The organism is Streptomyces sp. NBC_00846 (assembly GCF_045207325.1).
Classification (GTDB): Bacteria; Actinomycetota; Actinomycetes; order Streptomycetales; family Streptomycetaceae; genus Streptomyces.
In genome coordinates this window covers 2173772-2196747 of record NZ_CP108846.1, presented here as the reverse complement: position 1 = coordinate 2196747, position 22976 = coordinate 2173772, and the positions used below count along the sequence as shown (strand labels likewise).

At 70.8% G+C, this 22976-nt stretch carries 18 protein-coding genes; 14 read left to right on the top strand and 4 right to left on the bottom strand.

Features of this window, described 5'->3' with window-relative positions; translation table 11 throughout:
* Nucleotides 1–119: 119 nt before the first annotated feature.
* The 5 genes from OG936_RS10175 to OG936_RS10155 all read left to right on the top strand — a co-directional run bounded on the left by OG936_RS10175 (nucleotide 120) and on the right by OG936_RS10155 (nucleotide 6798).
* Nucleotides 120–863 carry a hypothetical protein gene (locus tag OG936_RS10175; RefSeq protein WP_406494038.1) on the top strand — a complete coding sequence of 248 codons (744 nt, stop codon included), beginning with the start codon at nucleotides 120–122 and terminating at the stop codon, nucleotides 861–863.
* Nucleotides 864–971: 108 nt separating this feature from the next.
* Entirely contained in the window at nucleotides 972–1817 is an 846-nt protein-coding gene (locus tag OG936_RS10170; RefSeq protein WP_406494036.1) for a DegV family protein, read from the top strand.
* An 857-nt stretch (nucleotides 1818–2674) separates the two neighbouring features.
* Nucleotides 2675–3103, top strand: coding sequence for a helix-hairpin-helix domain-containing protein (locus OG936_RS10165; protein WP_406494034.1), 429 nt, complete (start codon nucleotides 2675–2677; stop codon nucleotides 3101–3103).
* Complete coding sequence (locus OG936_RS10160) at nucleotides 3100–5703, top strand: ComEC/Rec2 family competence protein (RefSeq protein WP_406494033.1); 2604 nt, start codon at nucleotides 3100–3102, stop codon at nucleotides 5701–5703. The genes OG936_RS10165 and OG936_RS10160 overlap by 4 nt, the downstream gene beginning before the upstream one ends.
* A 210-nt stretch (nucleotides 5704–5913) precedes the next feature.
* Nucleotides 5914–6798, top strand: a complete 885-nt coding sequence (locus OG936_RS10155) for a YceI family protein (RefSeq protein WP_406494032.1) — start codon at nucleotides 5914–5916, stop codon at nucleotides 6796–6798.
* A 24-nt stretch (nucleotides 6799–6822) separates the two neighbouring features.
* On the opposite strand, the gene OG936_RS10150 is transcribed toward OG936_RS10155, so the two are convergent.
* The gene (locus OG936_RS10150) at nucleotides 6823–7068 is read right to left on the bottom strand and encodes a hypothetical protein (protein ID WP_406494031.1); all 246 of its coding nucleotides are present in this window, start codon (nucleotides 7066–7068) and stop codon (nucleotides 6823–6825) included.
* Between the two features lie 477 nt (nucleotides 7069–7545).
* Between OG936_RS10150 and holA the strand changes: the two genes are divergently transcribed.
* Complete coding sequence (holA, locus tag OG936_RS10145; protein ID WP_406494029.1) at nucleotides 7546–8532, top strand: DNA polymerase III subunit delta; 987 nt, start codon at nucleotides 7546–7548, stop codon at nucleotides 8530–8532.
* Between the two features lie 223 nt (nucleotides 8533–8755).
* On the opposite strand, the gene rpsT is transcribed toward holA, so the two are convergent.
* Nucleotides 8756–9022, bottom strand: a complete 267-nt coding sequence (gene rpsT / locus OG936_RS10140; protein WP_124717766.1) for a 30S ribosomal protein S20 — start codon at nucleotides 9020–9022, stop codon at nucleotides 8756–8758.
* Between the two features lie 213 nt (nucleotides 9023–9235).
* On the opposite strand from rpsT, the gene lepA reads away from it, so the two are divergent.
* From lepA to hemW, 4 genes are all read left to right on the top strand, one after another.
* Entirely contained in the window at nucleotides 9236–11110 is a 1875-nt protein-coding gene (lepA, locus tag OG936_RS10135; protein ID WP_406494028.1) for a translation elongation factor 4, read from the top strand.
* 395 nt (nucleotides 11111–11505) lie between these two features.
* Nucleotides 11506–13395, top strand: a complete 1890-nt coding sequence (locus OG936_RS10130; RefSeq protein ID WP_406494027.1) for an AMP-dependent synthetase/ligase — start codon at nucleotides 11506–11508, stop codon at nucleotides 13393–13395.
* 210 nt (nucleotides 13396–13605) lie between these two features.
* Nucleotides 13606–15531 (top strand): SpoIIE family protein phosphatase, encoded by a 1926-nt coding sequence (locus OG936_RS10125; protein WP_406500387.1) that lies wholly within the window; start codon nucleotides 13606–13608, stop codon nucleotides 15529–15531.
* A 111-nt stretch (nucleotides 15532–15642) separates the two neighbouring features.
* On the top strand, nucleotides 15643–16884 hold the full coding sequence (gene hemW / locus OG936_RS10120; protein ID WP_383756293.1) for a radical SAM family heme chaperone HemW: 1242 nt from the start codon (nucleotides 15643–15645) through the stop codon (nucleotides 16882–16884).
* Nucleotides 16885–16977: 93 nt separating this feature from the next.
* Here hemW and OG936_RS10115 read toward each other — a convergent pair whose 3' ends face one another.
* A complete protein-coding gene (locus tag OG936_RS10115) occupies nucleotides 16978–17796 on the bottom strand; it encodes a DUF3097 domain-containing protein (protein WP_406494025.1) in 819 nt (272 codons plus the stop codon).
* A 25-nt stretch (nucleotides 17797–17821) separates the two neighbouring features.
* Nucleotides 17822–18544, bottom strand: a complete 723-nt coding sequence (locus OG936_RS10110) for an MBL fold metallo-hydrolase (RefSeq protein ID WP_406494024.1) — start codon at nucleotides 18542–18544, stop codon at nucleotides 17822–17824.
* 195 nt (nucleotides 18545–18739) lie between these two features.
* Here OG936_RS10110 and hrcA point away from each other — a divergent pair, with 195 nt between their 5' ends.
* The 4 genes from hrcA (at nucleotide 18740) to OG936_RS10090 (ending at nucleotide 22879) form a co-directional block, all read left to right on the top strand.
* Nucleotides 18740–19756: a heat-inducible transcriptional repressor HrcA gene (gene hrcA, locus OG936_RS10105; protein WP_266746133.1), complete on the top strand. Its 1017-nt coding sequence runs from the start codon at nucleotides 18740–18742 to the stop codon at nucleotides 19754–19756.
* Nucleotides 19757–20893, top strand: a complete 1137-nt coding sequence (gene dnaJ, locus OG936_RS10100) for a molecular chaperone DnaJ (RefSeq protein WP_383756299.1) — start codon at nucleotides 19757–19759, stop codon at nucleotides 20891–20893.
* 169 nt (nucleotides 20894–21062) lie between these two features.
* Nucleotides 21063–22136, top strand: a complete 1074-nt coding sequence (locus OG936_RS10095) for a nitronate monooxygenase (RefSeq protein ID WP_406494021.1) — start codon at nucleotides 21063–21065, stop codon at nucleotides 22134–22136.
* Complete coding sequence (locus OG936_RS10090) at nucleotides 22133–22879, top strand: 16S rRNA (uracil(1498)-N(3))-methyltransferase (protein WP_406494020.1); 747 nt, start codon at nucleotides 22133–22135, stop codon at nucleotides 22877–22879. Before OG936_RS10095 ends, OG936_RS10090 begins: the two co-directional genes overlap by 4 nt.
* The last annotated feature ends 97 nt before the right edge of the window (nucleotides 22880–22976 follow it).

Here is a 22976-nt window from a genome sequence, read left to right as displayed (position 1 = left end):
GTGTGGGGGCGTTCCCCTACGGGCAGACTGGGGGTTCGGAAGGAACCCTCGGTCTGCCCTTTCCGTTTACGGTGGAGGGGCCGGCACCCGGCAGCCGAAACGAGATGCGAGGGGCGCTCATGGAAGCCGTGATCCTCATCCTGGGATTGCTCTTTTTCGCGTTCGTGGCCCTGGGCGTGTACGTGAGCGTCAAGGCCATCGGCGTGGCGAAGCGTGGTGTGGACCGTACGATCACGCAGGCGCGCCGGACCGTCGAGGACACCACGCTGCGGGCCAAGAGCTACGGCCAGACGGGCGTGGGCGGAGAGCTGGCGCAGCTGCGGCTCGCGCTGCGCACATCCATGCGGGCCACGCAGGAGGCGTTGCAGACGGGAGTCGCCGAAGACGCCTCGCTCTCGGAGTCACTGGGCCTCTTCCAGCGGCTGAGCACGCACGGGCGGGAGCTGGACGACGACCTGAAGAGACTGGAGCGCGAGCCCGACCGGGCGATCGTCGCGTCGATGCTGCCGGGCCTGAAGCAGCGTACGGAGCGGATCACACACTCCGCGGATTCGCTGCGATGGGCCGCGCGGGACCGGGCGCGACAGTTCGCCGACGACGATCTGGACGCGCTGAATGCGCAGATCGATGTCGAGGCCGGGGCGCTGCGGCACTGGACGGTGGAGCCGGACGAACCGGTCCACGGCCAGGGCCGGGGACAAGGGTGGGGGACGGGGCAAGGGCAGAGGCAAGGGCAGCCGAGCCGGCCGGGGCAGGAACGAGGGGCGGCCGACGGTACGGCGCAGGCGATCACCGCTCCGGACCCGCAAGGACGGACCGAGTACCCGTGGCAGAAGGCGACTCGGCCCGAAACGACGAACTGAGACGTTCGACGACCGGCGGTGACCCGATGCGGTCCGAAGCGGTCCGGAGCGATCATTCGGTCGGGGTCGGACTGCCGAGCCGAGGACCCGCCAGGTAACCTCCCGCTCATGTCCCGCCATGTCGCGATCGTCACCGATTCCACGGCCTACCTGCCGCCCGAGGCGATGGAGCGGCACGGCATCACCGCGGTGCCGCTGACCGTTGTCCTCGGTGATCAGGCGCTGGAGGACGGCACCGAGATCTCGGCCCGCTCCCTCGCACTGGCGCTCCAGAAGCGTCGTCCCGTGACGACTTCCCGGCCCAGTCCGGAGGTTTTCGCCGCCGAGTACCGGGCGGCGGCCGAGGCCGGAGCCGGCGGCATCGTCTCGCTGCACCTCTCGGCCGAGATCTCGGGCACATACGATGCCGCCCTGCTCGCGGCGAAGGACGCATCGGTTCCGGTGCGGGTGGTGGACACCGGGATGGTCGCCATGGCCCTGGGATTCTGCGCCCTGGCGGCGGCGGAGACGGCGGAGGCGGGCGGGAGCCTGGACGAGGCCGTCGCAGCCGCGGAGAAGCGGGCCGCGGGTACCTCCGCGTACTTCTACGTCGACACGCTGGACTATCTGCGTCGCGGCGGTCGTATCGGTGCGGCCCAGGCGCTGCTGGGATCGGCGCTCGCCGTGAAGCCGCTGCTCCAACTGGATGGTGGCCGCATCGAACTGCTGGAGAAGGTGCGGACGGCCTCGAAGGCCATCGCGCGCCTGGAGGAGATCGTTGCGGAACGCTCGGGCGGCGACCGGGTGGACATCGCCGTGCATCACCTGGCGGCACCCGAGCGGGCCGAGCGGCTTGCCGAGCGGTTGCGCGAGCGGGTGCCGGGCCTGGTCGATCTGCATGTCAGCGAGGTGGGCGCGGTGATCGGCGCGCACACCGGGCCCGGACTGCTCGGGGCCGTGGTCTCGCCGCGCTGAAGCCGGTTCGCGGCCCTGCTCCTTGGATATCGGTCCTCGGGTCTCACTCCTCGGGGTGGCCGAGATATCCACAACTGCTCGGTTGTCCACCGAAATCAGGTCCGCTCAGCGGGTTCGGACGGATGTGCCTACCGTCGTGAGGCATGGCTCCCCGATCACATCGTGCAACCAGCGGCAGCGGCCCCGGCGGCCCCCGTAGCGGTCCCGGCTTCGGACCCGGACGACGACGGCCCTCGCGCGGACGTGCGGGCGCTGTGGCGGCGGCTTCGCGGCAGCGGGCGGACGCCCTCATGGGAGGGGCACACGGCGGACGGGTCGCGCGGCCCGCGCTCGGGGTGGCAGTGGCTCCGTCGCCCGTTCCCGCCTCGGCGTTGGCTCCTGCTCCTGCTCCTGGTTCTGTTTCTGCTCCGGCTCCTGCTCCGAGCCCGACACCAAGTCCCGCTCCTGGTAGGGCTACGACTACGACTACGGTTTCTGCGCCGGCTCCGACACCGGTTTCTGTGCCTGCCTCGACACCGGCTTCTGCGTCGGCCTCGACACCGGTTTCTGCGTCGGCTCCGGGGCTGCGGGCGAGGGTGGCACCCGCGCTGCGGGAGCGGATTCCGGTGTGGCTTCGGCTCAGATGCGGTTTGGAGCCAAGGACCCTTGCCGCGCTGTCTGTCGTCCTGATCGCGACCGCGGTCTTCGCCGCACTGCATTTCTGGTCCGCGCGCCCCCATTCCGTACGAGCTCCTGATCCGGTCAACGAAGCTGCGCACGCCGGGACATCGGAGCCGTCGCCAGGGGTGGCGGCAGCGCCGGAGCCGTTACCGGGGCCGCCACCCGCGACAGGGCCGGGCGGGCACATCGTCGTCGATGTGAGCGGGAAGGTGCGGCTGCCGGGGATCCATCAACTGCCGTCCGGCGCACGGGTCGCCGACGCGATCCGGGCCGCGGGCGGAGCCCGGCCCGGTGTCGACCTCGCCGGGCTCAACCAGGCGCGGGTGCTCATGGACGGGGAGCAGATCGTGGTGGGCGCTCCACCGGGCCCTCCGTTCATGGGCGGGACGGGAGGTGCCGCCACGGGCGGCACCGGCAGCGGCGGCACCACAACGGGACCGGTCAGCCTCAATCAGGCGACCGTCGAACAACTCGACTCCCTGCCCGGCGTCGGTCCGGTTCTCGCCCAGCACATCGTCGACTACCGCACCCAGCACGGCGGTTTCCGTTCCGTCGACGAACTCCGCGAGGTCAACGGGATCGGCGATCGCCGGTTCGCCGACCTCCAACCTCTGGTGGTGCCATGAACCACTCGGAGAACCACGTGGAGAACCACTCGGACGTCCATGCGGCCTCGGGCCGGCGGCTGGGTGCCTCCGACCCGCGGCAGGAAGGCCCACTAGACCTTCGGCTGGTCCCGCCGGCCTTGGCGGCCTGGGCCGGAGCGGCGCTCGCGCTCGGCGTGCCGGGAAGGTGGACCACGGCGGGCGTGATGCTCTGCGTCGGCGCGGCCATGGTGCTCCTGGCGACGTCCGGAATGTCGGCGACCCGCGCGATGCGAGGACTGCCGGCCGGTACCGGGGGAGGGGCGGCAGATGACGAGAGCGCGGTACACAACCGGCGGCGGCCGTACACCACCGCAACTGCAACCGCTGCGGCACTGCTCTGCGCGGCGGCCGGGGCCGCGTCGGCCGGCTGGCACAGCGCGGACGTACGGCAGGGTCCGGTCCACGAGCTGGCCCAGCGGTTCGCGAGAGTGGACGCGGAGGTGACGGTGACGTCCGATGCCCGGCAGACCGTGCCCCGGGTGCGCGGCGACCGCAGCACACCCGCCTCCCTCCTCATGGATGCCGAGATCACCCGGCTGACCGGGCCCGACGGTGCGGTCATCCGGCTGCGCACGCCGGTGCTGCTGATCGTCTCGCCCGGCGGATCGATGGCCGGGTGGCAGGAGTTGCTCCCCTCCACACGACTGCGCATCGGGGGCCGACTGGCGCCGCCCCTGCACGAAGGCGAGCACAACGCCGCCGTACTCCGGCCGGAGGGCAAGGGCCCGCCGCATGTCACCGGGCCCCCTTCCGCGGTTCAGCGCATGGCCGGCGCTCTGCGTGGCGGTCTGCGGGAGGCGACCGAGCGGCTCGATCCCGATGCGCGGGCGCTTCTGCCCGGCCTGGTGGTCGGTGACACCTCACGGGTCACTCCGGAACTGCACGATGCCTTCCAATCGGCGGACCTCACCCACCTGATGGCGGTCTCCGGAGCCAACCTGGCGATCCTGCTCGTTCTCCTGATCGGGCCACCGGGCATGGCCGTGCGTGTCGAACGCCGTGGTCTGGCACCCCGGTTGGGAATGTCGCTGCGGATGACCGCATTGCTCGGCGGCGGGCTCACGCTCGCCTTCGTCGTCGTCTGCCGGCCGGAGCCGAGTGTGTTGCGCTCCGCGGCCTGCGGGCTGATCACCCTGCTCGCCATCGGCACGGGGCGCCGCAGATCGCTGATCCCCGCGCTGGCCGCGGCGGTCCTTCTGCTGGTTCTGTACGACCCGTGGATGGCACGCAGTTACGGCTTCGTCCTCTCCGTCCTGGCCACCGGTGCCCTGCTCGCCATCGCCCCGAAGTGGAGCGAGGCGCTGCAACGACGCCGGATTCCGTCCCGGCTCGCCGAGGCACTGGCTGCGGCCGCCGCGGCGCAGGCCGTGTGCGCGCCGGTCGTCGTACTGCTCGCCTCCCGGGTCAGTCTGGTGGCGATCCCGTGTAATCTGCTGGCCGAATTCGCGGTGGCACCGGCCACGGTCCTCGGGTTCGCCGCGCTCGCCCTGGCGCCGGTGGCCATACCGGTGGCGGAGCTGCTGGCCCGGCTCGCGGGGTGGCCGGCCGGGTGGATCGCTTCGGTGGCCCGCACCGGGGCAGCCCTGCCCGGGGCGGAAATCGACTGGCCCGACGGCGGGAAGGGTGCGTTACTGCTCGCCGTGCTGACGGCAGTGGTGGTGCTGTCCGCCCGGCGTATCGTCCGCCATCCATGGGTATGCTCGGCCGCCGCGCTGCTGCTGATCGTCGCGGTGCTGCGTCCGGTTCCGCTCACCCGTGTGCTGACCGGATGGCCGCCGCCCGACTGGGCGTTCGCGATGTGCGACGTCGGTCAGGGGGACTCCCTGGTACTGGCCGCGGGGGAGGGCCGGGGGGTGGTCGTCGACGCCGGTCCCGATCCGCGGCTCGTCGATCGGTGTCTGCGCGACCTGGGCATCACCGAGGTGCCGCTTTTGATCCTCACGCATTTCCACGCGGACCATGTACGGGGGTTGCCCGGTGCGCTGCGGGGCAGAGCTGTCGGGGCGATTCAGGCGACGAACCTGGACGAGCCTTTGGACCAGGTCGCGTTCGTCCGGAGAACGGCCGCCGCGACGGGCGTCCCCGTGGTGCGGGCGGTCCCCGGTGAACGGCGCAGGATCGGGCCCCTCGACTGGCGAGTCCTGTGGCCGGCGGGAGGCAGGGGAGCGGGTGGCGCACCGGGGTACCAGGGAGCCGTGTCGGGGCCCGTACCGCAGGAGCCGAACGATGCCAGCGTCACTCTCTACGTACGGACCGGCGGGCTGTCCCTGCTGCTCCTGGGCGACCTCGAACCTCCGGCGCAGCGAGGGCTGTTGCGCAGGTATCCCGCGCTGCCGCCGGTGGATGTGCTCAAGGTTGCCCATCACGGTTCCGCCCATCAGGACCCCGCTCTGCTGCACACCGCGCGCCCGAGACTCGCCCTGGTGAGCGTGGGCAGGGACAACCCGTACGGGCATCCGGCCCCGCGCACCGTCGACGCGCTCCGAGCGCGTGGCGCGGTGGTGCTGCGCACGGACACGGACGGCGCGATCGCCGTGACGGGTGCCGGGACGGGGCTGAGCGCGGTGGGCAGCTCATGAGCCCGAGCTCCAGCTCGCCGGCCGGGCGCAGGAACGGAGTGGCCAATTCGGACCATCGGTAACACCTCTACGCAAGCCCCTGCGAGCTGCTGCGTTTGCCTCGAACGCCACATTGGTGATCGAATGAATGCTCGTCGGTGGGCCGCTGCTCCGACGAGGACGTCCAGCCGTCAGGGCCCAAGGTGAATCGCCCCCGAGGGTAGGTAGAAGATGTTCGGCCGTTGGCTGGGAAGCAAGAGAACGACGGATACCGCGCGAGGCAACGCTCTTGCCGGCTTCGAGGTGCCACGCACCGCGGGAGTGCTCAGTTGCCGGGTGCTCGATCCCGTCAACGAGATAGTGCCGCAGGCCGAGTTCGTCGTCACGGACAGTGCGGGCCGCAAGGTCGTCGGCGGTGAGACGGATCCGTACGGCAGCGTCCTCGCCACCGTCCCGGCCGGTGAGTACCGACTGGCCGTCACGGCCGAGGGCTTCACCCCGTTCCACGGCGCGGCCACGGTCGTCGAGGGCGGCCACGCGAGCCTCGGTGATGTGACGCTGCAGCTGTCCGTGCCCCCGCAGCTGCCCGTCCCGGGCGAGTGGGAGGTCGAGCCGATGCACTCACAGATCGGCTTTACGGCACGGCACATCGGTATGGCGCGCATCCATGGCCGGTTCAACACCTTCGCCGGTGCCGTCCGGATCGCCGACCGCATGGAGAGCTCCGCCATGCACGTGATCATCGACGCCGCTTCGATCGACACGAACGTACAGATGCGCGACGACCATCTGCGTTCCAGCGACTTCCTCGACGTGGGCCGCTACCCGACGCTGGAGTTCTACAGCGACCGCTTCGTCCACCGCGGCGGCACGCGCTGGGGTGTGACCGGTGCGCTCACTCTGCACGGTGTCAGCCGTACGGTCACGCTGGACACCCAGTACCTCGGCCTGGGCAGCGGCCTGGAGGGCGAGACCCGCGCCGCCTGCCGGGCCACCACGGAACTGCACCGCGAGGACTTCACCCTCACCTGGCAGACCATGCTGGCCCGAGGCATCGCGGCCGTCGGCTCCAGCATCGCCATCGACATGGACATCCAGATCGTCCCCAAGAGCTGAGCAGGCAGGCGCCCAGGCGCCCTGTCAGGGCGCTTCGAGCCACCCGTCGTACTCCGCGGCGAACGCGTCGAGCACCGCGGAGTCCAGCCGCGCTGCCGGGTCCTCCACGACCACCAGCCACTGGGCGTCCTCGGCGTCGTCCTCGCCGGCCAGCGCGTCGCGTACGAGCTGGGGCTCCTCGGTGACCCCGAAACGGTCGCCGAGCTCTCCGGCCACCTCCTCCGCGGCGTCGCGGTCGGGCAGCACCAGCACATGTCTCACATCGCTCACCTGCCCATTCTCCCGTACCGGGTACACCGCGCGGTCAGGTCCGGTCCGCACCGGGCTGCCGAGCCAGTGGTGTCGAGTGCCTAACGACCATTCATGTGCATGACGCTCTCGCGAGTTCGGCCACCGGCGACCACCGACGGCGGCAGCGCCGCGGCCAGGCGTCGCAGGTCGTCCGGGCCGAGTGTGAGTGGAGACTTCCAGACCGGTGTTGCCGAGTCGACGATACGGAGTCGCTGGCGAGTTCAATTTCGGAATCCGTCCTGCTGCTCCTGGTACTCGCTGGATCTCATACGGCGGCCGGGACCGTACCAGCGGGCTGAATCTCCCGATTCGTTGAGCGAAGATTTTCAGCATCGAGGGTTCCCGGTGATCGGATGCCCGGCGTCAGCACGCCGGACAGCGAGGCTGCCCCGGCGTCCGCACGAGGCGGGTGGGGAGTCCGACGACTGTCAGTGGCGCGTGGGATGCTGGACGGCGATGGCCACCAGAAGGAATTCCACCGACGACCCGCTCGCCCCCCTCACGCTCGCCGTGGGCCAGGAGGACCTGCTCCTCGACCGCGCCGTGCAACAGGTGGTGGCGGCGGCCCGCGCCTCCGACCCCGACACGGACGTTCGCGACCTCACCTCGGACCAGCTCCAGCCCGGCACCCTCGCCGAGCTGACGAGCCCGTCGCTCTTCGCCGAGCGCAAGGTGGTGATCGTGCGCAATACGCAGGACCTTTCCGCCGACACGATCAAGGACGTCAAGGCGTACCTCGGCGATCCGGTCGAGGAGATCACCCTCGTTCTGCTGCACGCGGGCGGCGCCAAGGGCAAGGGGCTGCTGGACGCGGCGCGCAAGGCCGGGGCGCGGGAGGTTGCCTGTCCGAAGACGACCAAACCGGCCGAGCGGCTCTCGTTCGTACGGTCGGAGTTCAGGGCGCTGGGTCGCTCGGCGACCCCCGAGGCGTGTCAGGCGTTGGTCGATTCCATCGGCAGCGATCTGCGGGAGCTGGCGAGCGCGGTCTCGCAGCTCGTCGCGGATGTCGAGGGCACGATCGACGAGGCGGTCGTCGCCCGTTACTACACGGGTCGAGCCGAGGCGTCGAGCTTCACCGTCGCCGACCGCGCGGTGGAGGGACGGGCGGCCGAAGCGCTTGAGGCACTGCGTTGGTCGCTGTCGACCGGAGTGGCGCCCGTGCTGATCACCAGCGCGCTGGCGCAGGGCGTACGGGCCATCGGCAAGCTGTCCTCGGCCCGCGGAGGGCGCCCCGCGGACCTCGCCCGTGAGCTGGGCATGCCGCCGTGGAAGATCGACCGGGTGCGTCAGCAGATGCGGGGGTGGACGCCGGACGGCGTGGCCGTGGCGCTGCGGGCGGTCGCGGATGCGGACGCGGGGGTCAAGGGCGGCGGCGACGACCCGGAGTACGCGTTGGAGAAGGCCGTGGTCGCGGTGGCGCGGGCAGCGCGGTCCGGACGGTAGGAAAGCGGTGGCCGGACCGCCGACCGCAAAAAACATAGCGGCTCGAGCGGGGCGTACACCGAAGGCCCCGGCCCCGCTCTGGGGAGAGCGGAGGCCAGGGCCTTCGGATCACACTCGGTGCGCCGCACCCGCGTGGCGAACGCAGGTTCGGTGTGCGGCGCGGGGGCCGGTCAGGGGCGGGAGAGAGGGCCCGCTGGTCCGTTCCGGCGGTAACTCAGAAAGCTCAGCCCTGGAGGGAGGCAACCTTGGAGGCCAGCGCCGACTTCTTGTTGGCGGCGGCGTTCTTGTGGATGACACCCTTCGAGACGGCCTTGTCGAGCGCGCGGGAGGCGTCGCGAGCGGCCGTGGTGGCCTTCTCGACGTCACCGGCGGCGGCAGCCTCACGGGCCTTGCGGATAGCGGTCTTGAGCGAGGACTTGACGGCCTTGTTGCGCAGGCGCGCCTTCTCGTTCGTCTTGTTCCGCTTGATCTGGGACTTGATGTTCGCCACGAAAGAGCCTTTTCAGGTTCGTTGGATCTTCGATGTGCGCCGCACGGCCCGAGGGTCGCGAGGCACAGCTGTCAACGGTACCAGCCCCGCTCCGACCGGCCCAAACCGGTCTCCGCCCCGCAACCATGGGACGATGGAGGCTACGTATCGATCCGACCGAACCGACATCGACCCGAGACACGGCGTTCGGCGTCTCAAGAATCAGGACCCTGCGTGCCCGCGACTCCTATCCACGTGCCCGAGCCGAGCCGTACCGACCCGGCGCTGATCCGCAACTTCTGCATCATCGCGCACATCGACCACGGCAAGTCGACCCTTGCCGACCGGATGCTTCAGCTGACGGGCGTGGTCGACCAGCGGCAGATGCGCGCTCAGTACCTCGACCGGATGGACATCGAGCGCGAGCGCGGCATCACCATCAAATCCCAGGCGGTGCGTCTGCCCTGGGCGCCCGAAACGGGTGAGGACCAGGGCCGCACCCATGTCCTCAACATGATCGACACCCCGGGCCACGTGGACTTCACCTACGAGGTCTCCCGCTCGCTCGCCGCCTGCGAGGGCACGGTCCTGCTGGTCGACGCCGCGCAGGGCATCGAGGCCCAGACGCTGGCCAACCTCTACCTGGCGATGGAGAACGACCTCACCATCGTCCCGGTCCTCAACAAGATCGATCTGCCGGCCGCGCAGCCGGAGAAGTTCTCCGAGGAACTGGCCAACCTCATCGGCTGCCAGCCGGAGGACGTGCTCAAGGTCTCGGCGAAGACCGGCCTCGGTGTGGAAGCGCTGCTCGACCGCGTGGTCAAGGACGTACCGGCCCCGGTCGGCCAAGCTGATGCCCCCGCCCGCGCGATGATCTTCGACTCGGTCTACGACTCGTACCGCGGTGTCGTCACGTACGTCCGTGTCGTCGACGGCCAGCTCAACAAGCGCGAGCGCATCAGGATGATGTCCACCGGCGCCACCCACGAGCTGCTGGAGATCGGGGTCTCCTCCCCGGAGATGACCCCGGCCGACGGCCTCGGCGTGGGCGAGGTGGGCTACATCATCACCGGTGTGAAGGACGTCCGGCAGTCCAAGGTCGGTGACACCATCACCTCCCTGAACAAGGGCGCGACCGAGGCGCTGGGCGGCTACAAGGACCCCAAGCCGATGGTGTTCTCGGGTCTGTACCCGCTGGACGGTTCGGACTACCCGGACCTGCGCGAGGCGCTCGACAAGCTCCAGCTCAACGACGCCGCCCTGGTGTACGAACCGGAGACCTCCGCCGCGCTCGGCTTCGGCTTCCGCGTCGGCTTCCTCGGCCTGCTCCACCTCGACGTGATCCGAGAGCGGCTGGAGCGCGAGTTCGGCCTCGAACTCATCGCCACCGCCCCCAACGTGGTCTACCGCGTCGAGATGGAGGACGGCACCGAGCACACCGTCACCAATCCGAGCGAATTCCCCGAGGGCAAGATCGACAAGGTGCACGAGCCCGTCGTGCGCGCCACGGTCCTGGCCCCCAGCGAGTTCATCGGCGCGATCATGGAGCTCTGCCAGAACCGGCGCGGCACCCTCCTCGGCATGGACTACCTCTCCGAGGACCGGGTCGAGATCCGCTACACCCTGCCGCTCGCCGAGATCGTCTTCGACTTCTTCGACCAGCTGAAGTCCAAGACCCGGGGCTACGCCTCCCTCGACTACGAGCCCACCGGCGAGCAGTCCGCCCAGCTCGTCAAGGTCGACATCCTGCTGCACGGCGACAAGGTCGACGCGTTCTCCGCGGTCACGCACAAGGACAAGGCGTACGCGTACGGGGTGCGGCTCGTCGCCAAGCTGCGCGAGCTGATCCCGCGGCAGAACTTCGAGGTGCCGATCCAGGCCGCCATCGGCTCCCGGGTCATCGCCCGTGAGACGGTCCGCGCCATCCGCAAGGACGTCCTCGCCAAGTGCTACGGCGGTGACATCTCCCGTAAGCGGAAGCTGCTGGAGAAGCAGAAGGAAGGCAAGAAGCGGATGAAGATGGTCGGCAATGTGGAGGTGCCGCAGGAGGCCTTCATCGCCGTGCTCTCGACGGACGAGTCGGGCGGGGAGAGCAAGGGCAAGAAGTAGCCCCCGCCGCGAGGCCGAGGGGCGGCTCCCGGCTCCGGTTCCGGATCCCGCCCCGGCTCCCGTTCCGGGGCGGGCACGCAGGCCGGCTCCGTCCCGTCCCCTACTCGGTGGTAGCCCAACGGGCCCCTGTGTCGCAGCGCACTGCGCCACAGGGGCCCGTTCGTTATGAAGCGGCGGCCCGTTGCCTCTTACGCGGCGGGCGCGCGCGCTCTACCCTGATCACGGCTTCGTAGTTACTCGCCAGTTAAACAAGCGGGATCGGGCACCGCAGGCCAGGTGCCGCAGGACAGAAACGCAGACGTACGCAGGACACGCACAGGAACAACAGGAACAAGCAGCAGTCAGCAGGAACAAGCAGCCGGTCGTGAAGTACCGCCGCAGGCCCGGAGGACGTCGTGAGCGACACACAGACCCTGATCGATAGCCGACCGCCCTCCGTGGCGAACCTCTTCGTCGACCGCGTGGCGGCCACCCCGGACGGGGAGGCCTACCGCTACCCCGTTCCGTCGGCCGCCGGCGAGGGGCCCGACGAGTGGAAGTCGCTGAGCTGGGCACAGGCCGCCGAGCGCGTGTACGCCATCGCGGCAGGGCTGATCGGTCTGGGCGTCCAGCCGGAGGAGCGGATCGCACTCGCCGCCAGTACCCGCGTGGAATGGATCCTCGTCGATCTCGGTGTGATGTGCGCGGGCGCCGCCACCACCACGATCTACCCGTCGACCAACGCCGAGGAGTCGGCGTTCATCCTCTCCGACTCCGAGAGCCGGGTGCTGATCGCCGAGGACGCCGGCCAGCTGGCCAAGGCCCGCGAGCGCCGCGCCGAGCTGCCGAACCTCGCCCATGTCGTCGTCATCGACCCCGAGGACGCCGGGCCCGCCGAGGGCGACCCCGAGGGCTGGGTGCTCACCCTCGCCGACCTGGAAGCCCGCGGCGCAGTGCACCTGGCGAAGAACCCCGGCGCGGTCGAGGAGCGGGTGTCCGCGATCACGTCCGACCAGCTGGCCACCCTGATCTACACCTCGGGCACCACTGGCCGCCCCAAAGGCGTACGCCTGCCGCACGACAACTGGTCCTACATGGCCAAGGCCACCGTCGGGACCGGCCTGATCACCAAGGACGACGTCCAGTACCTCTGGCTGCCGCTCGCGCACGTCTTCGGCAAGGTCCTCACCTCCGGCCAGATCGAGGTCGGCCACGTCACCGCCGTCGACGGCCGGGTCGACAAGATCATCGAGAATCTGCCGGTGGTCCAGCCGACGTACATGGCCGCCGTTCCCCGAATCTTCGAGAAGGTCTACAACGGTGTCGCCGCCAAGGCGCGGGCCGGCGGCGGGGCCAAGTACAAGATCTTCCAGTGGGCGGCCAAGGTCGCCCGCGAGTACGCGACCGTCGCGCAGGACAACTTCCGGCGCACCGGCACGGCCTCCGTCCCGTTCGCGCTCGGCGCCAAGCACAAGGTCGCCGACACCCTCGTCTTCGCCAAGATCCGCGAGGCCTTCGGCGGCCGGCTGCGCGCCTGTGTCTCCGGCTCCGCGGCACTCGCCCCCGACATCGGCTACTTCTTCGCGGGCGCCGGCATCCACATCCTGGAGGGCTACGGCCTCACCGAGACCAGCGCCGCCTCCTTCGTCAATCCGGGCGAGGCATACCGCACCGGCACCGTCGGCAAGCCGCTCCCCGGCACCGAAGTACGGATCGCCGACGACGGCGAGATCCTGCTGCGCGGTCCCGGTCTGATGCAGGGCTACCAGGGTCTGCCGGAGAAGACCGCCGAGGTGCTGGAGGCGGACGGCTGGTTCCACACCGGTGACATCGGAGAGCTGTCCGTGGACGGCTACCTCCGGATCACCGACCGCAAGAAGGACCTCATCAAGACGTCCGGCGGCAAGTACATCGCCCCGGCGGAGGTCGAGGGACAGTTCAAGGCGGTCTGCCCGTTCGTCTCCAACATCCTCGTGCACGGCGCGGACCGTAACTTCTGCACCGCCCTGATCGCACTCGACGAGCCGACCATCCTCGGTTGGGCCGCCGAGAACGGTCTGGGCGGGAAGCCGTACGCCGACGTGGTGGCCGCCCCGCAGACGGTCGCGCTCATCGAGGGCTACGTGAAGCGGCTCAACGAGGGGCTGCAGCGCTGGCAGACCATCAAGAAGTTCCGGCTGCTGCCCCGCGATCTCGACATCGAGCACGGCGAGCTGACGCCCAGTCTCAAACTGAAGCGGCCGGTCGTCGAGCGCGAGTACAAGGACCTCATCGACGACATGTACGCGGGGAGCCGCGAGGCGTAACACAGCTCCTCGGGCGGCGGCCGTACGGTGCGGCCGCCCCTGTCACGCTCCGCTCACTTTCTCCGCCCACTTCGGCAACTCGCCGCTTATGGGCATGGTCCATCTGTCACTCTGTCGGTGTCGTCAGTGGCGCCCAGCGAGAACAGACAGACAGAACGAGAACAGACAGAGCGCGAACAGGTCAGGAGCTGCACCGTGGGGCCCATTCCCTTGCAGCGGGACATCGTTCAACGTCCCGGCAACACAGTCGGCCATGCGGACGCACGGCCCGTCGCCCGTACGTCCCTGCCCGGAAACCTCCTCGCACCCTCCGCCGGCCGCCGGTTCGTCGAGGCGGCGCTCACCGAATGGAGCGGGCTCGGACTGCCGGCGGCCGTGGGCTTCAGCGAGCGGCTGGCCGACGACGCGGCGGTCGTCGTCAGCGAGCTGGTCACCAACGCGGTCGTGCACGCCGGGACCAACGTCGAGCTGCTGTGCCGGCTGGAGGAGGCCACCGAGGACGAGGCCGCGGCCCTGGTGCTGGAGGTCTCCGACCACCACCCGGCCCGCGCCGTGCGCAGCGAACGTACGGAGGACGGCGACCCGGCCGACGCGGCGGAGAGCGGGGCCACCACCGGCTCCGCCGATCCCGCCGAGTACGGCCGCGGACTCCAGCTCGTCGGCACCCTGGCCGAACGCTGGGGCATCACCTACCGCACCGGCCTCAAGACGGTCTGGGCCCGGCTCCCCGTCGACGACTGGAACCCGTTCCCCGAACCGTCCACCGAGCCCGGATTCCAGCAGGGACTGCGCGCCGCCGAACTGCTCGCCCCCAGCGCCCGGCGGGCCCTGCGCGACGGCGCGGACTGGGCGGGCCGCGGCGCTCTTTCGTTCCTCGCCGAGGCCTCGGACCTGCTCGCCGGCCAGCTCGACGAGGACATCGTGGCGGCGCTCGCCGGACAGTTACTGGTGCCCAGACTCGCCGACTGGTGCGCGATCTGGCTGGAACCCGAGAACGGCGGTCCCGCGGCAGTGCCCCGGCTCGCCAGCGTCTGGCACCGCGACGAGGCCGAGACCGGGCAGTTGCGTACGCTGCTGGAGCAGGACCCGATCCGGCTGCCCGAGCGGGTGGGCACCGGGCCCGTCTCGCTGCCCTGGCCCGGGGGAGAGGAGGACGGCGAGAAGGCCGACGAGCCCCCCGAGTCCGCTCTCGCCTACCGGATCACCTCGGGCGGCCGGACCCTCGGCGCCGTATTCCTCGGCCGCGAGGGCACCGCACGCGTCCCCGACGAAGTGACCGCCCTGATCGAGGACTTCGTACGCCGTGTCGGCCTCGCCGTCGGCGCCGCCCGCGCGTACACCCGGCAGGCCACCATCAGCCGCATCCTGCAACGCGCACTGCTGCCCGGCAAGGTCGCCGACATACCCGGCGTCACCAGCTCACTGGTGTACGAACCCAGTGACGACGGCGTCGTCGGCGGAGACTTCTACGACATCTTCCCGTGCCCCGGCGACCGCTGGTGCTTCGTACTCGGCGACGTCCAGGGCAGCGGCCCCGAAGCCGCCGTCGTCACCGGTCTGGCCCGGCCCTGGCTGCGGCTGCTGGCCCGTGAGGGTTTCGGCGTCGGCGAGGTGCTGGACCGGCTCAACCGGCTGCTCCTGGACGATGCGATGGAGGCCGCCGAGGCGGCCGCGCTCATGGTGGCCGCGGCGGGCGGCCAGCAGACGGCGGACACCGGGCAGTCCCGCTTCCTCTCCCTGCTGTACGGGGAACTGGTGCCGCTGCCCGACGGCGGCGTGCGCTGCACCGTGGCCAGCGCCGGCCACCCGCTGCCGCTGCTGCTGCGGCCCGACGGCTCGGTGCGCCCGGCCGCCGAGCCGCAGATGCTGCTCGGGATCTTCGACGACGTCGCGTACGAGAGCCAGAGCTTCGACCTGGCACCGGGCGACAGCCTGCTGTGCGTCACGGACGGCGTGACGGAGCGGCGCTCCGGGGCGCTGATGTTCGACGACGGGGACGGTCTGGCCCGTGCGCTGGCCGACTGCGCCGGGCTGTCGGCGGACGGGATCGCGGACCGCATCAAGCGGGCTGTGCACGAATTCGCCGAGCGGCCGCCCGACGACGATCTGGCGCTGCTGGTGCTGCAGGCGGGGTGAGGCCAGGAGGCCGGGGACGGGCGCCCGGCCTCACCCGGCCCGTGTCCGGCGACGGACGGGCGGCCTTCGTGATCATGGACGTGGCCCGGGGTTCCCCGGCGGCGAGCGACAATGGGCGGTATGCCTTCCGTACTGCCCGATGGTGAACCCGTACCCGACGACGGGGCGCTGCCCCGCCATGCCCTGGAAGGCGCCGCCGACCGGCCGCTCGGCTTCTACCTGCATGTGCCCTACTGCGCGACCCGCTGCGGCTACTGCGACTTCAACACCTACACCGCCACCGAGCTGCGCGGCTCCGGCGGTGCGCTGGCCTCCCGGGACAACTACGCCGCCCACCTGATCGGCGAGGTCCGCCAGGCCCGCAAGGTCCTCGGCGACGATCCGCGTCCGGTCCGTACGGTCTTCGTCGGCGGTGGCACGCCGACCCTGCTGGCCGCCGGGGACCTGGTACGGATGCTGGGCGCGATCCGTGCGGAGTTCGGGCTCGCGGACGATGCCGAGATCACCACCGAGGCCAACCCGGAATCCGTCGATCCGGCGTATCTGGCCGAGCTGCGCGAGGGCGGCTTCAACCGGGTCTCGTTCGGGATGCAGAGCGCGCGGCAGCACGTGCTGAAGATCCTGGACCGCACGCACACGCCGGGCCGGCCCGAGGCATGTGTCGCCGAGGCGCGGGCGGCGGGCTTCGAGCACGTCAACCTCGATCTGATCTACGGAACGCCCGGGGAGTCCGACGACGACTGGCGTGCCTCGCTGGACGCGGCGATCGGGGCGGGGCCGGACCACGTGTCGGCGTACGCGCTGATCGTCGAGGAGGGCACGCAGCTGGCCCGGCGGATCCGGCGCGGCGAGATCCCGATGACCGATGACGACGCCCACGCGGACCGGTACCTGATCGCGGACGAGGCGATGGCCGCGGCGGGCTTCTCCTGGTACGAGGTGTCGAACTGGTCCCGCACGCCCGAGGGACGGTGCCTGCACAACGAGCTGTACTGGCGGGGCGCCGACTGGTGGGGTGCCGGTCCCGGGGCGCACAGCCATGTCGGCGGGGTGCGCTGGTGGAACGTGAAGCATCCGGGGGCGTACGCGCAGGCGCTGGCCGAGGGGCGGTCGCCGGGGGCCGGGCGCGAGATCCTCTCCGCGGAGGACCGGCGGGTCGAGCGGATCCTGCTGGAGCTGCGGCTCGTGGACGGATGCCCGTTGTCGCTGCTGGCACCGGCGGGGCTGGCCGCTTCCCGCCGCTCCCTGGCGGACGGGCTCTTGGAGCCCGGCCCGTACGAGCGGGGGCGGGCGGTGCTGACGTTGCGGGGGCGGTTGCTGGCGGACGCGGTGGTGCGGGATCTGGTGGACTGAGGGTGGTCCGGGGGCTCTGCCCCCGGACCACCGCTCCTCGATCGCCGGAGGGGCTTGATTTCGCTCCTCGATCGCCGGAGGGCTGTCGGCTGGTTACTCCGGCGCCGTCACGAAGTCGATCAGGTGTTCCACGGAGCCCAGCAGGGCCGGCTCCAGATCCCGGTACGAGCGCACCGTGGACAGGATCCGCTGCCAGGCCGCGCCCGTGTTCTCCTCCCAGCCCAGCGCGCGGCACACGCCCGTCTTCCAGTCCTGGCCGCGCGGGATCACCGGCCAGGCGTCGATCCCCACGGACGACGACTTCACCGCCTCCCACACGTCGATGTAGGGATGGCCGACCACCAGCACGTTCGCGTCCGAGACCTGGTCCGCGATCCGGGACTCCTTGGAGCCGGGAACCAGGTGGTCGACCAGGATGCCCAGCCTGGCGTCCGGGCCGGGGGAGAATTCCCGCACGACAGCCGGGAGGTCGTCGACACCCTCCAGGTATTCGACGACCACGCCCTCGACCCGCAGATCGTCGCCCCAGACCCGCTCGACCAGCTCCGCGTCGTGGCGGCCCTCCACATAGATCCGGCCCGCCCGCGCGACCCGGGCGCGCGCCCCGGGGACCGCGACCGAGCCCGAGGCCGTGCGCGCCGGGCGCACGGGCGCGGTGGCCGACGGCCGTACGAGCGTGACCACCCGGCCCTCCAGCAGGAAGCCGCGCGGTTCCATCGGGAACACCCGGTGCTTGCCGAAACGGTCCTCCAGGGTCACCGTCGGACCCTGGGCCGTCTTCTCGCAGCGGATCACCGCACCGCAGAATCCGGTGGAGACCTCCTCCACGACCAGATCGGGCTCGGCGGGGACCTCGGGAACGGGGGCGGACCTCTTCCACGGCGGGGTCAGGTCCGGCTGGTAGCTGCGCATCGGAAGACGATAGGACGGGAACCGGTCACGACACGCCGAAGAGGGCGGCCAGCCGGTCCCGCTGCGCCCTGACGAACGCCGCGTCCACCACCGCCCCGTGCCCCGGCACGTACACCGCGTCCTCGCCCCCGAGTTCCAGCAGCCGGTCCAGCGCGGCCGGCCAGCGCGACGGGACCGCGTCCCGGCCCGCCTGCGGTTCACCGGACTCCTCGACCAGGTCCCCGCAGAGCACCACCGCGGGGGAGCCGGGCACGAGCACGGCCAGGTCGTGGCCGCTGTGGGCGGGGCCCACGTTCGCCAGCAGCACCTGGCGGCCGCCCCCCAGATCGAGCGTCCACTCACCGCACACCTCGTGGTGCGGCGCCACCACGACACCGGTGGCCTCCGCCGCGTCGTGCTCGGACACCCCGTGGCGTACCGCGGAGGCGTACAGGGAGTCCGCCCCGGACGTCAGCAGGCCCGCCATGCCGACCGCCCCGTACACCTGGGCGCCGGAGAACGCCGCGGTGCCCAGCACATGGTCGAAGTGCGGGTGGCTGAGTGCGATATGCGTCACCTTCCGGCCGAGCAGGGCCTGTGCCTGAGCCCGTACTTCGGCGCCTTCGCGGAGTGTCGATCCGGTGTCGTAGAGCAGAACTCCCTCCGCTCCGACCACCAGTGCGACGGTCGCGTCCCATCCGGGAAGGCGCCGGCGGCCCATTCCGTGACCGAGTCGCTCCCAGCCGAACTCTTCCCAAAAGGCATCCATACAGCGACGCTATCGGCAACGACCTGCGCGGTCTCGGGGTGGCGTGGCCGGTCGCCCTTGCTAGGCCCCCACTCGGCCGCCGTACACTGGCCGGGGGATTGCTGGCACTCGCGACGACAGAGTGCCAGGCGGATTCCCGGGAATGACCCAGGAACGGCCCGAGAACCACGAGGAACACAGCTGGAGGTGTGCGCGATGCTCAGCGAACGCAGACTCGAAGTGCTGCGCGCCATCGTCCAGGACTATGTCGGCACCGAGGAGCCCGTGGGTTCCAAGGCGCTCACCGAGCGGCACAAGCTGGGGGTCTCCCCGGCCACCGTCCGCAACGACATGGCGGTGCTGGAGGACGAGGGCTTCATCGCCCAGCCCCACACCAGTGCGGGACGCATCCCGACGGACAAGGGCTACCGGCTCTTCGTCGACAAGCTCGCGGGCGTCAAGCCCCTCTCGTCGCCGGAACGCCGAGCCATTCACAACTTCCTCGACGGCGCGGTCGACCTCGACGACGTCGTGGGCCGTACCGTACGGCTGCTCGCGCAGCTGACCCGGCAGGTCGCCATCGTGCAGTACCCCTCGCTGACCCGGTCCACGGTGCGGCATGTGGAACTGCTGTCGCTGGCGTCCGCCCGGCTGATGCTCGTGCTGATCACGGACACCGGCCGGGTCGAACAGCGCATGATCGACTGTCCCGCCCCGTTCGGTGAGACGTCGCTCGCCGATCTGCGGGCCCGGCTCAACAGCCGGGTCGTCGGGCGCCGCTTCGCGGATGTCCCGCAACTGGTGCAGGATCTGCCGGACTCATTCGAGAGCGAGGACCGGGGAACGGTCTCCACCGTGCTCTCCACCCTGCTCGAAACCCTCGTCGAGGAGACGGAGGAGCGGCTGATGATCGGCGGCACCTCCAACCTCACCCGCTTCGGGCACGACTTTCCTGTGATGATCCGGCCGGTGCTGGAGGCACTGGAGGAGCAGGTCGTGCTGCTGAAGCTGCTCGGCGAGGCCAAGGACTCGGGCATGACCGTACGAATCGGGCACGAGAACGCCCACGAGGGGCTCAACTCCACGTCCGTCGTCGCGGTCGGCTACGGTTCGGGCGACGAAGCAGTCGCCAAACTCGGCGTGGTCGGACCGACCCGCATGGACTACCCCGGAACGATGGGAGCGGTACGCGCAGTGGCACGTTACGTCGGACAGATCCTGGCGGAGTCGTAAGTGGCCACGGACTACTACGCCGTACTCGGCGTGCGCCGCGACGCATCTCAGGACGAGATCAAGAAGGCATTCCGGCGGCTCGCTCGCGAGCTGCATCCGGATGTGAACCCCGATCCGAAGACCCAGGAGCGGTTCAAGGAGATCAACGCCGCCTACGAGGTGTTGTCGGACGCGCAGAAGAAGCAGGTCTACGACCTCGGCGGCGACCCGCTGTCCGCCTCCGGCGGCGGTGGCGCCGGCGGATTCGGACAGGGTGGCTTCGGCAACTTCTCCGACATCATGGACGCGTTCTTCGGTACGTCGTCGCAGCGCGGGCCACGTTCGCGTACCCGGCGCGGCCAGGACGCGATGATCCGGCTGGAGATCGATCTCGCCGAGGCCGCGTTCGGCACCACCAAGGACATCCAGGTCGACACGGCGGTCGTCTGTGCGACCTGCAACGGCGAGGGCGCCGCTCCCGGCACCTCCGCCCAGACCTGTGACATGTGCCGCGGCCGCGGTGAGGTCTCCCAGGTCACCCGGTCCTTCCTCGGCCAGGTCATGACCTCGCGGCCCTGCCCACAGTGTCAGGGCTTCGGTACGGTCGTGCCGACCCCGTGCCCGGAGTGCGCCGGCGACGGCCGCATCCGGTCCAGGCGCACGCTCACCGTGAAGATCCCCGCCGGTGTCGACAACGGCACCCGCATCCAACTCGCGGGCGAGGGCGAGGTCGGCCCCGGCGGCGGCCCGGCCGGCGACCTGTACGTGGAGATCCACGAGCTGCCGCACGCGGTGTTCCAGCGCCGCGGCGACGATCTGCACTGCACGGTCACCATCCCGATGACGGCGGGCGCGCTCGGCACCAAGGTGCCGCTGGAGACGCTCGACGGCCTGGAGGAGGTCGACATCCGGCCCGGTACGCAGTCGGGCCAGTCGGTCCCGCTGCACGGCCGCGGCATCACGCATCTGCGGGGCGGCGGGCGCGGCGATCTCATCGTGCACGTCGAGGTCATGACCCCGACGAAGCTGGACCCGGAGCAGGAGCGACTGCTGCGGGACCTCGCGAAGCTGCGCGGCGAGGAGCGGCCCACCGGCCAGTTCCAGCCCGGGCAGCAGGGGCTGTTCTCCCGCCTGAAGGACGCCTTCAACGGCCGCTGACGGTCCCTGGGGACGGCCCCGCCCGTCCTGCGTGCCGTCCTTGAACGCCGTCCCTGAAAGCCGGACGGGCTCGCTTGCCGAGCCGTCCGGCGTTCGAGGACAGATTTAAGGACAAAGAGGACCCGGGGCTCGGCACGCCGAGGTGAGCGGGACGTGACACGATGCGGTCATGTCATCCGTGTTGACCGATCTCTGCCGGTATCCGATCGTGCAGGCCCCGATGGCAGGGGGTGTCTCCTGTCCGCCGCTCGTCGCGGCCGTCGCCGAAGCGGGCGGTCTTGGTTTCCTCGCCGCCGGGTACAAGACGGCGGACGGCATGTACCACGAGATCAAGCAGCTGCGCGGGCTGACCGGTCAGCCCTTCGGCGTCAATCTCTTCATGCCGCAGCCCGCACTCGCCGATCCGAGCGCCGTCGAGGTGTACCGGCACCAACTCGCCGGTGAGGCCGTCTGGTACGAGACTCCGCTCGGCGATCCGGACTCCGGCGGCGACGACAACTACGACGCCAAACTCGCGATCCTCCTGGAGGACCCGGTCCCGGCCGTCTCGTTCACCTTCGGCTGCCCGGCCAGGGACACCCTCGACGCGTTCGCCGGGGTCGGCACGTACACCGTCGTGACGGTCACCACGCCCGAGGAGGCCCAGGCCGCCCAGTGGGCGGGCGCCGACGCGGTCTGCGTGCAAGGCATAGAGGCGGGCGGCCACCAGTCCACCCATCGCGACGACCCGCAGACCGACGGCACCGGGATCGGAGTCCTCTCCCTGGTGGCCCAGGTCCGCGAGACCGTACAGGTGCCCATCATCGCCGCCGGCGGGCTGATGCGCGGCTCCCAGATCACGGCGGTGCTCGCCGCGGGCGCGGCGGCGGCCCAGCTCGGCACGGCGTTCCTCGTCTGCCCCGAGTCCGGGGCGAATCCGCTGCACAAACAGGCGCTGACCAACCCGCTGTTCGTACGGACCGCCCTGACCCGGGCCTTCTCCGGCCGCCCGGCCCGCGGCCTGGTCAACCGCTTCATGCGCGAGCACGGCCCGTACGCCCCCGCCGCCTACCCGCAGGTCCACTACCTGACCGCCGGTCTGCGCAAGGCGGCGGCCAAGGCCGGCGACGCCCAGGGCATGGCGCTGTGGGCGGGCCAGGGGCACCGGCTGGCCCGCGAGCTGCCCGCCGGCCGGCTGATCGAACTGCTCGTCGAGGAACTGGACGCCGCACGGACGGCCGTGAACACAGGGAGTACGCAGTGACCGCACCGGTCTTCGTCGTCGAACAGGTCCCGGGCGGGCCCGAGTTCGTGCTGGAAGGATCCGAGGGGCGGCACGCCGTATCGGTCAAGCGGCTGCGTGCCGGTGAGGACGTCGTGCTGACGGATGGCCACGGCCGGTGGACGCAAGGGGTCGTCAGGGCCGCCGAGGGCAAGGACCGGCTCGTGGTCATGGACCTGGTGGAGGTCCGCGAGGAGCCGCGGCCCACGCCCCGTATCACCGTCGTCCAGGCCCTGCCCAAGGGTGACCGCGGCGAGCTCGCGGTCGAGACGATGACGGAGACCGGTGTCGACGTGATCGTGCCCTGGCAGGCATCGCGCTGCATCACGCAGTGGAAGGGCGATCGTGGACTCAAGTCCCTCGCGAAATGGCGCAACACCGCCCGGGAGGCCGGTAAACAGTCGCGCCGGGTGCGGTTTCCCGAGGTGGCGGACGCGATGACGACCAAGCAGGTTGCCGCACTGCTGGCCACGGCGGACTTCGCCGCAGTCCTGCACGAGGACCGGGGGCACGAAAGCGAGCCGCTGGCCACCGTCCAACTCCCCACCCAGGGCGAGATCGTGCTGGTCGTCGGCCCCGAGGGTGGTGTGTCGCCGGACGAACTGGCGGTCTTCGCCGGGGCGGGCGCCCGCACCTGCCGGCTCGGAATGTCCGTCCTGCGAACCTCGACGGCGGGTACGGCGGCGACGGCACTGCTGCTGGGGCGCACCGGCCGCTGGTCGTGAGCCCCCTCTCGCGCTCCGGCGCCAACTCCGGTATGGCCGCAAGCCGTCTACCATTCCGTGGGGGAACGGTGGGAAGCTGCCCGTATGGGGACATCAA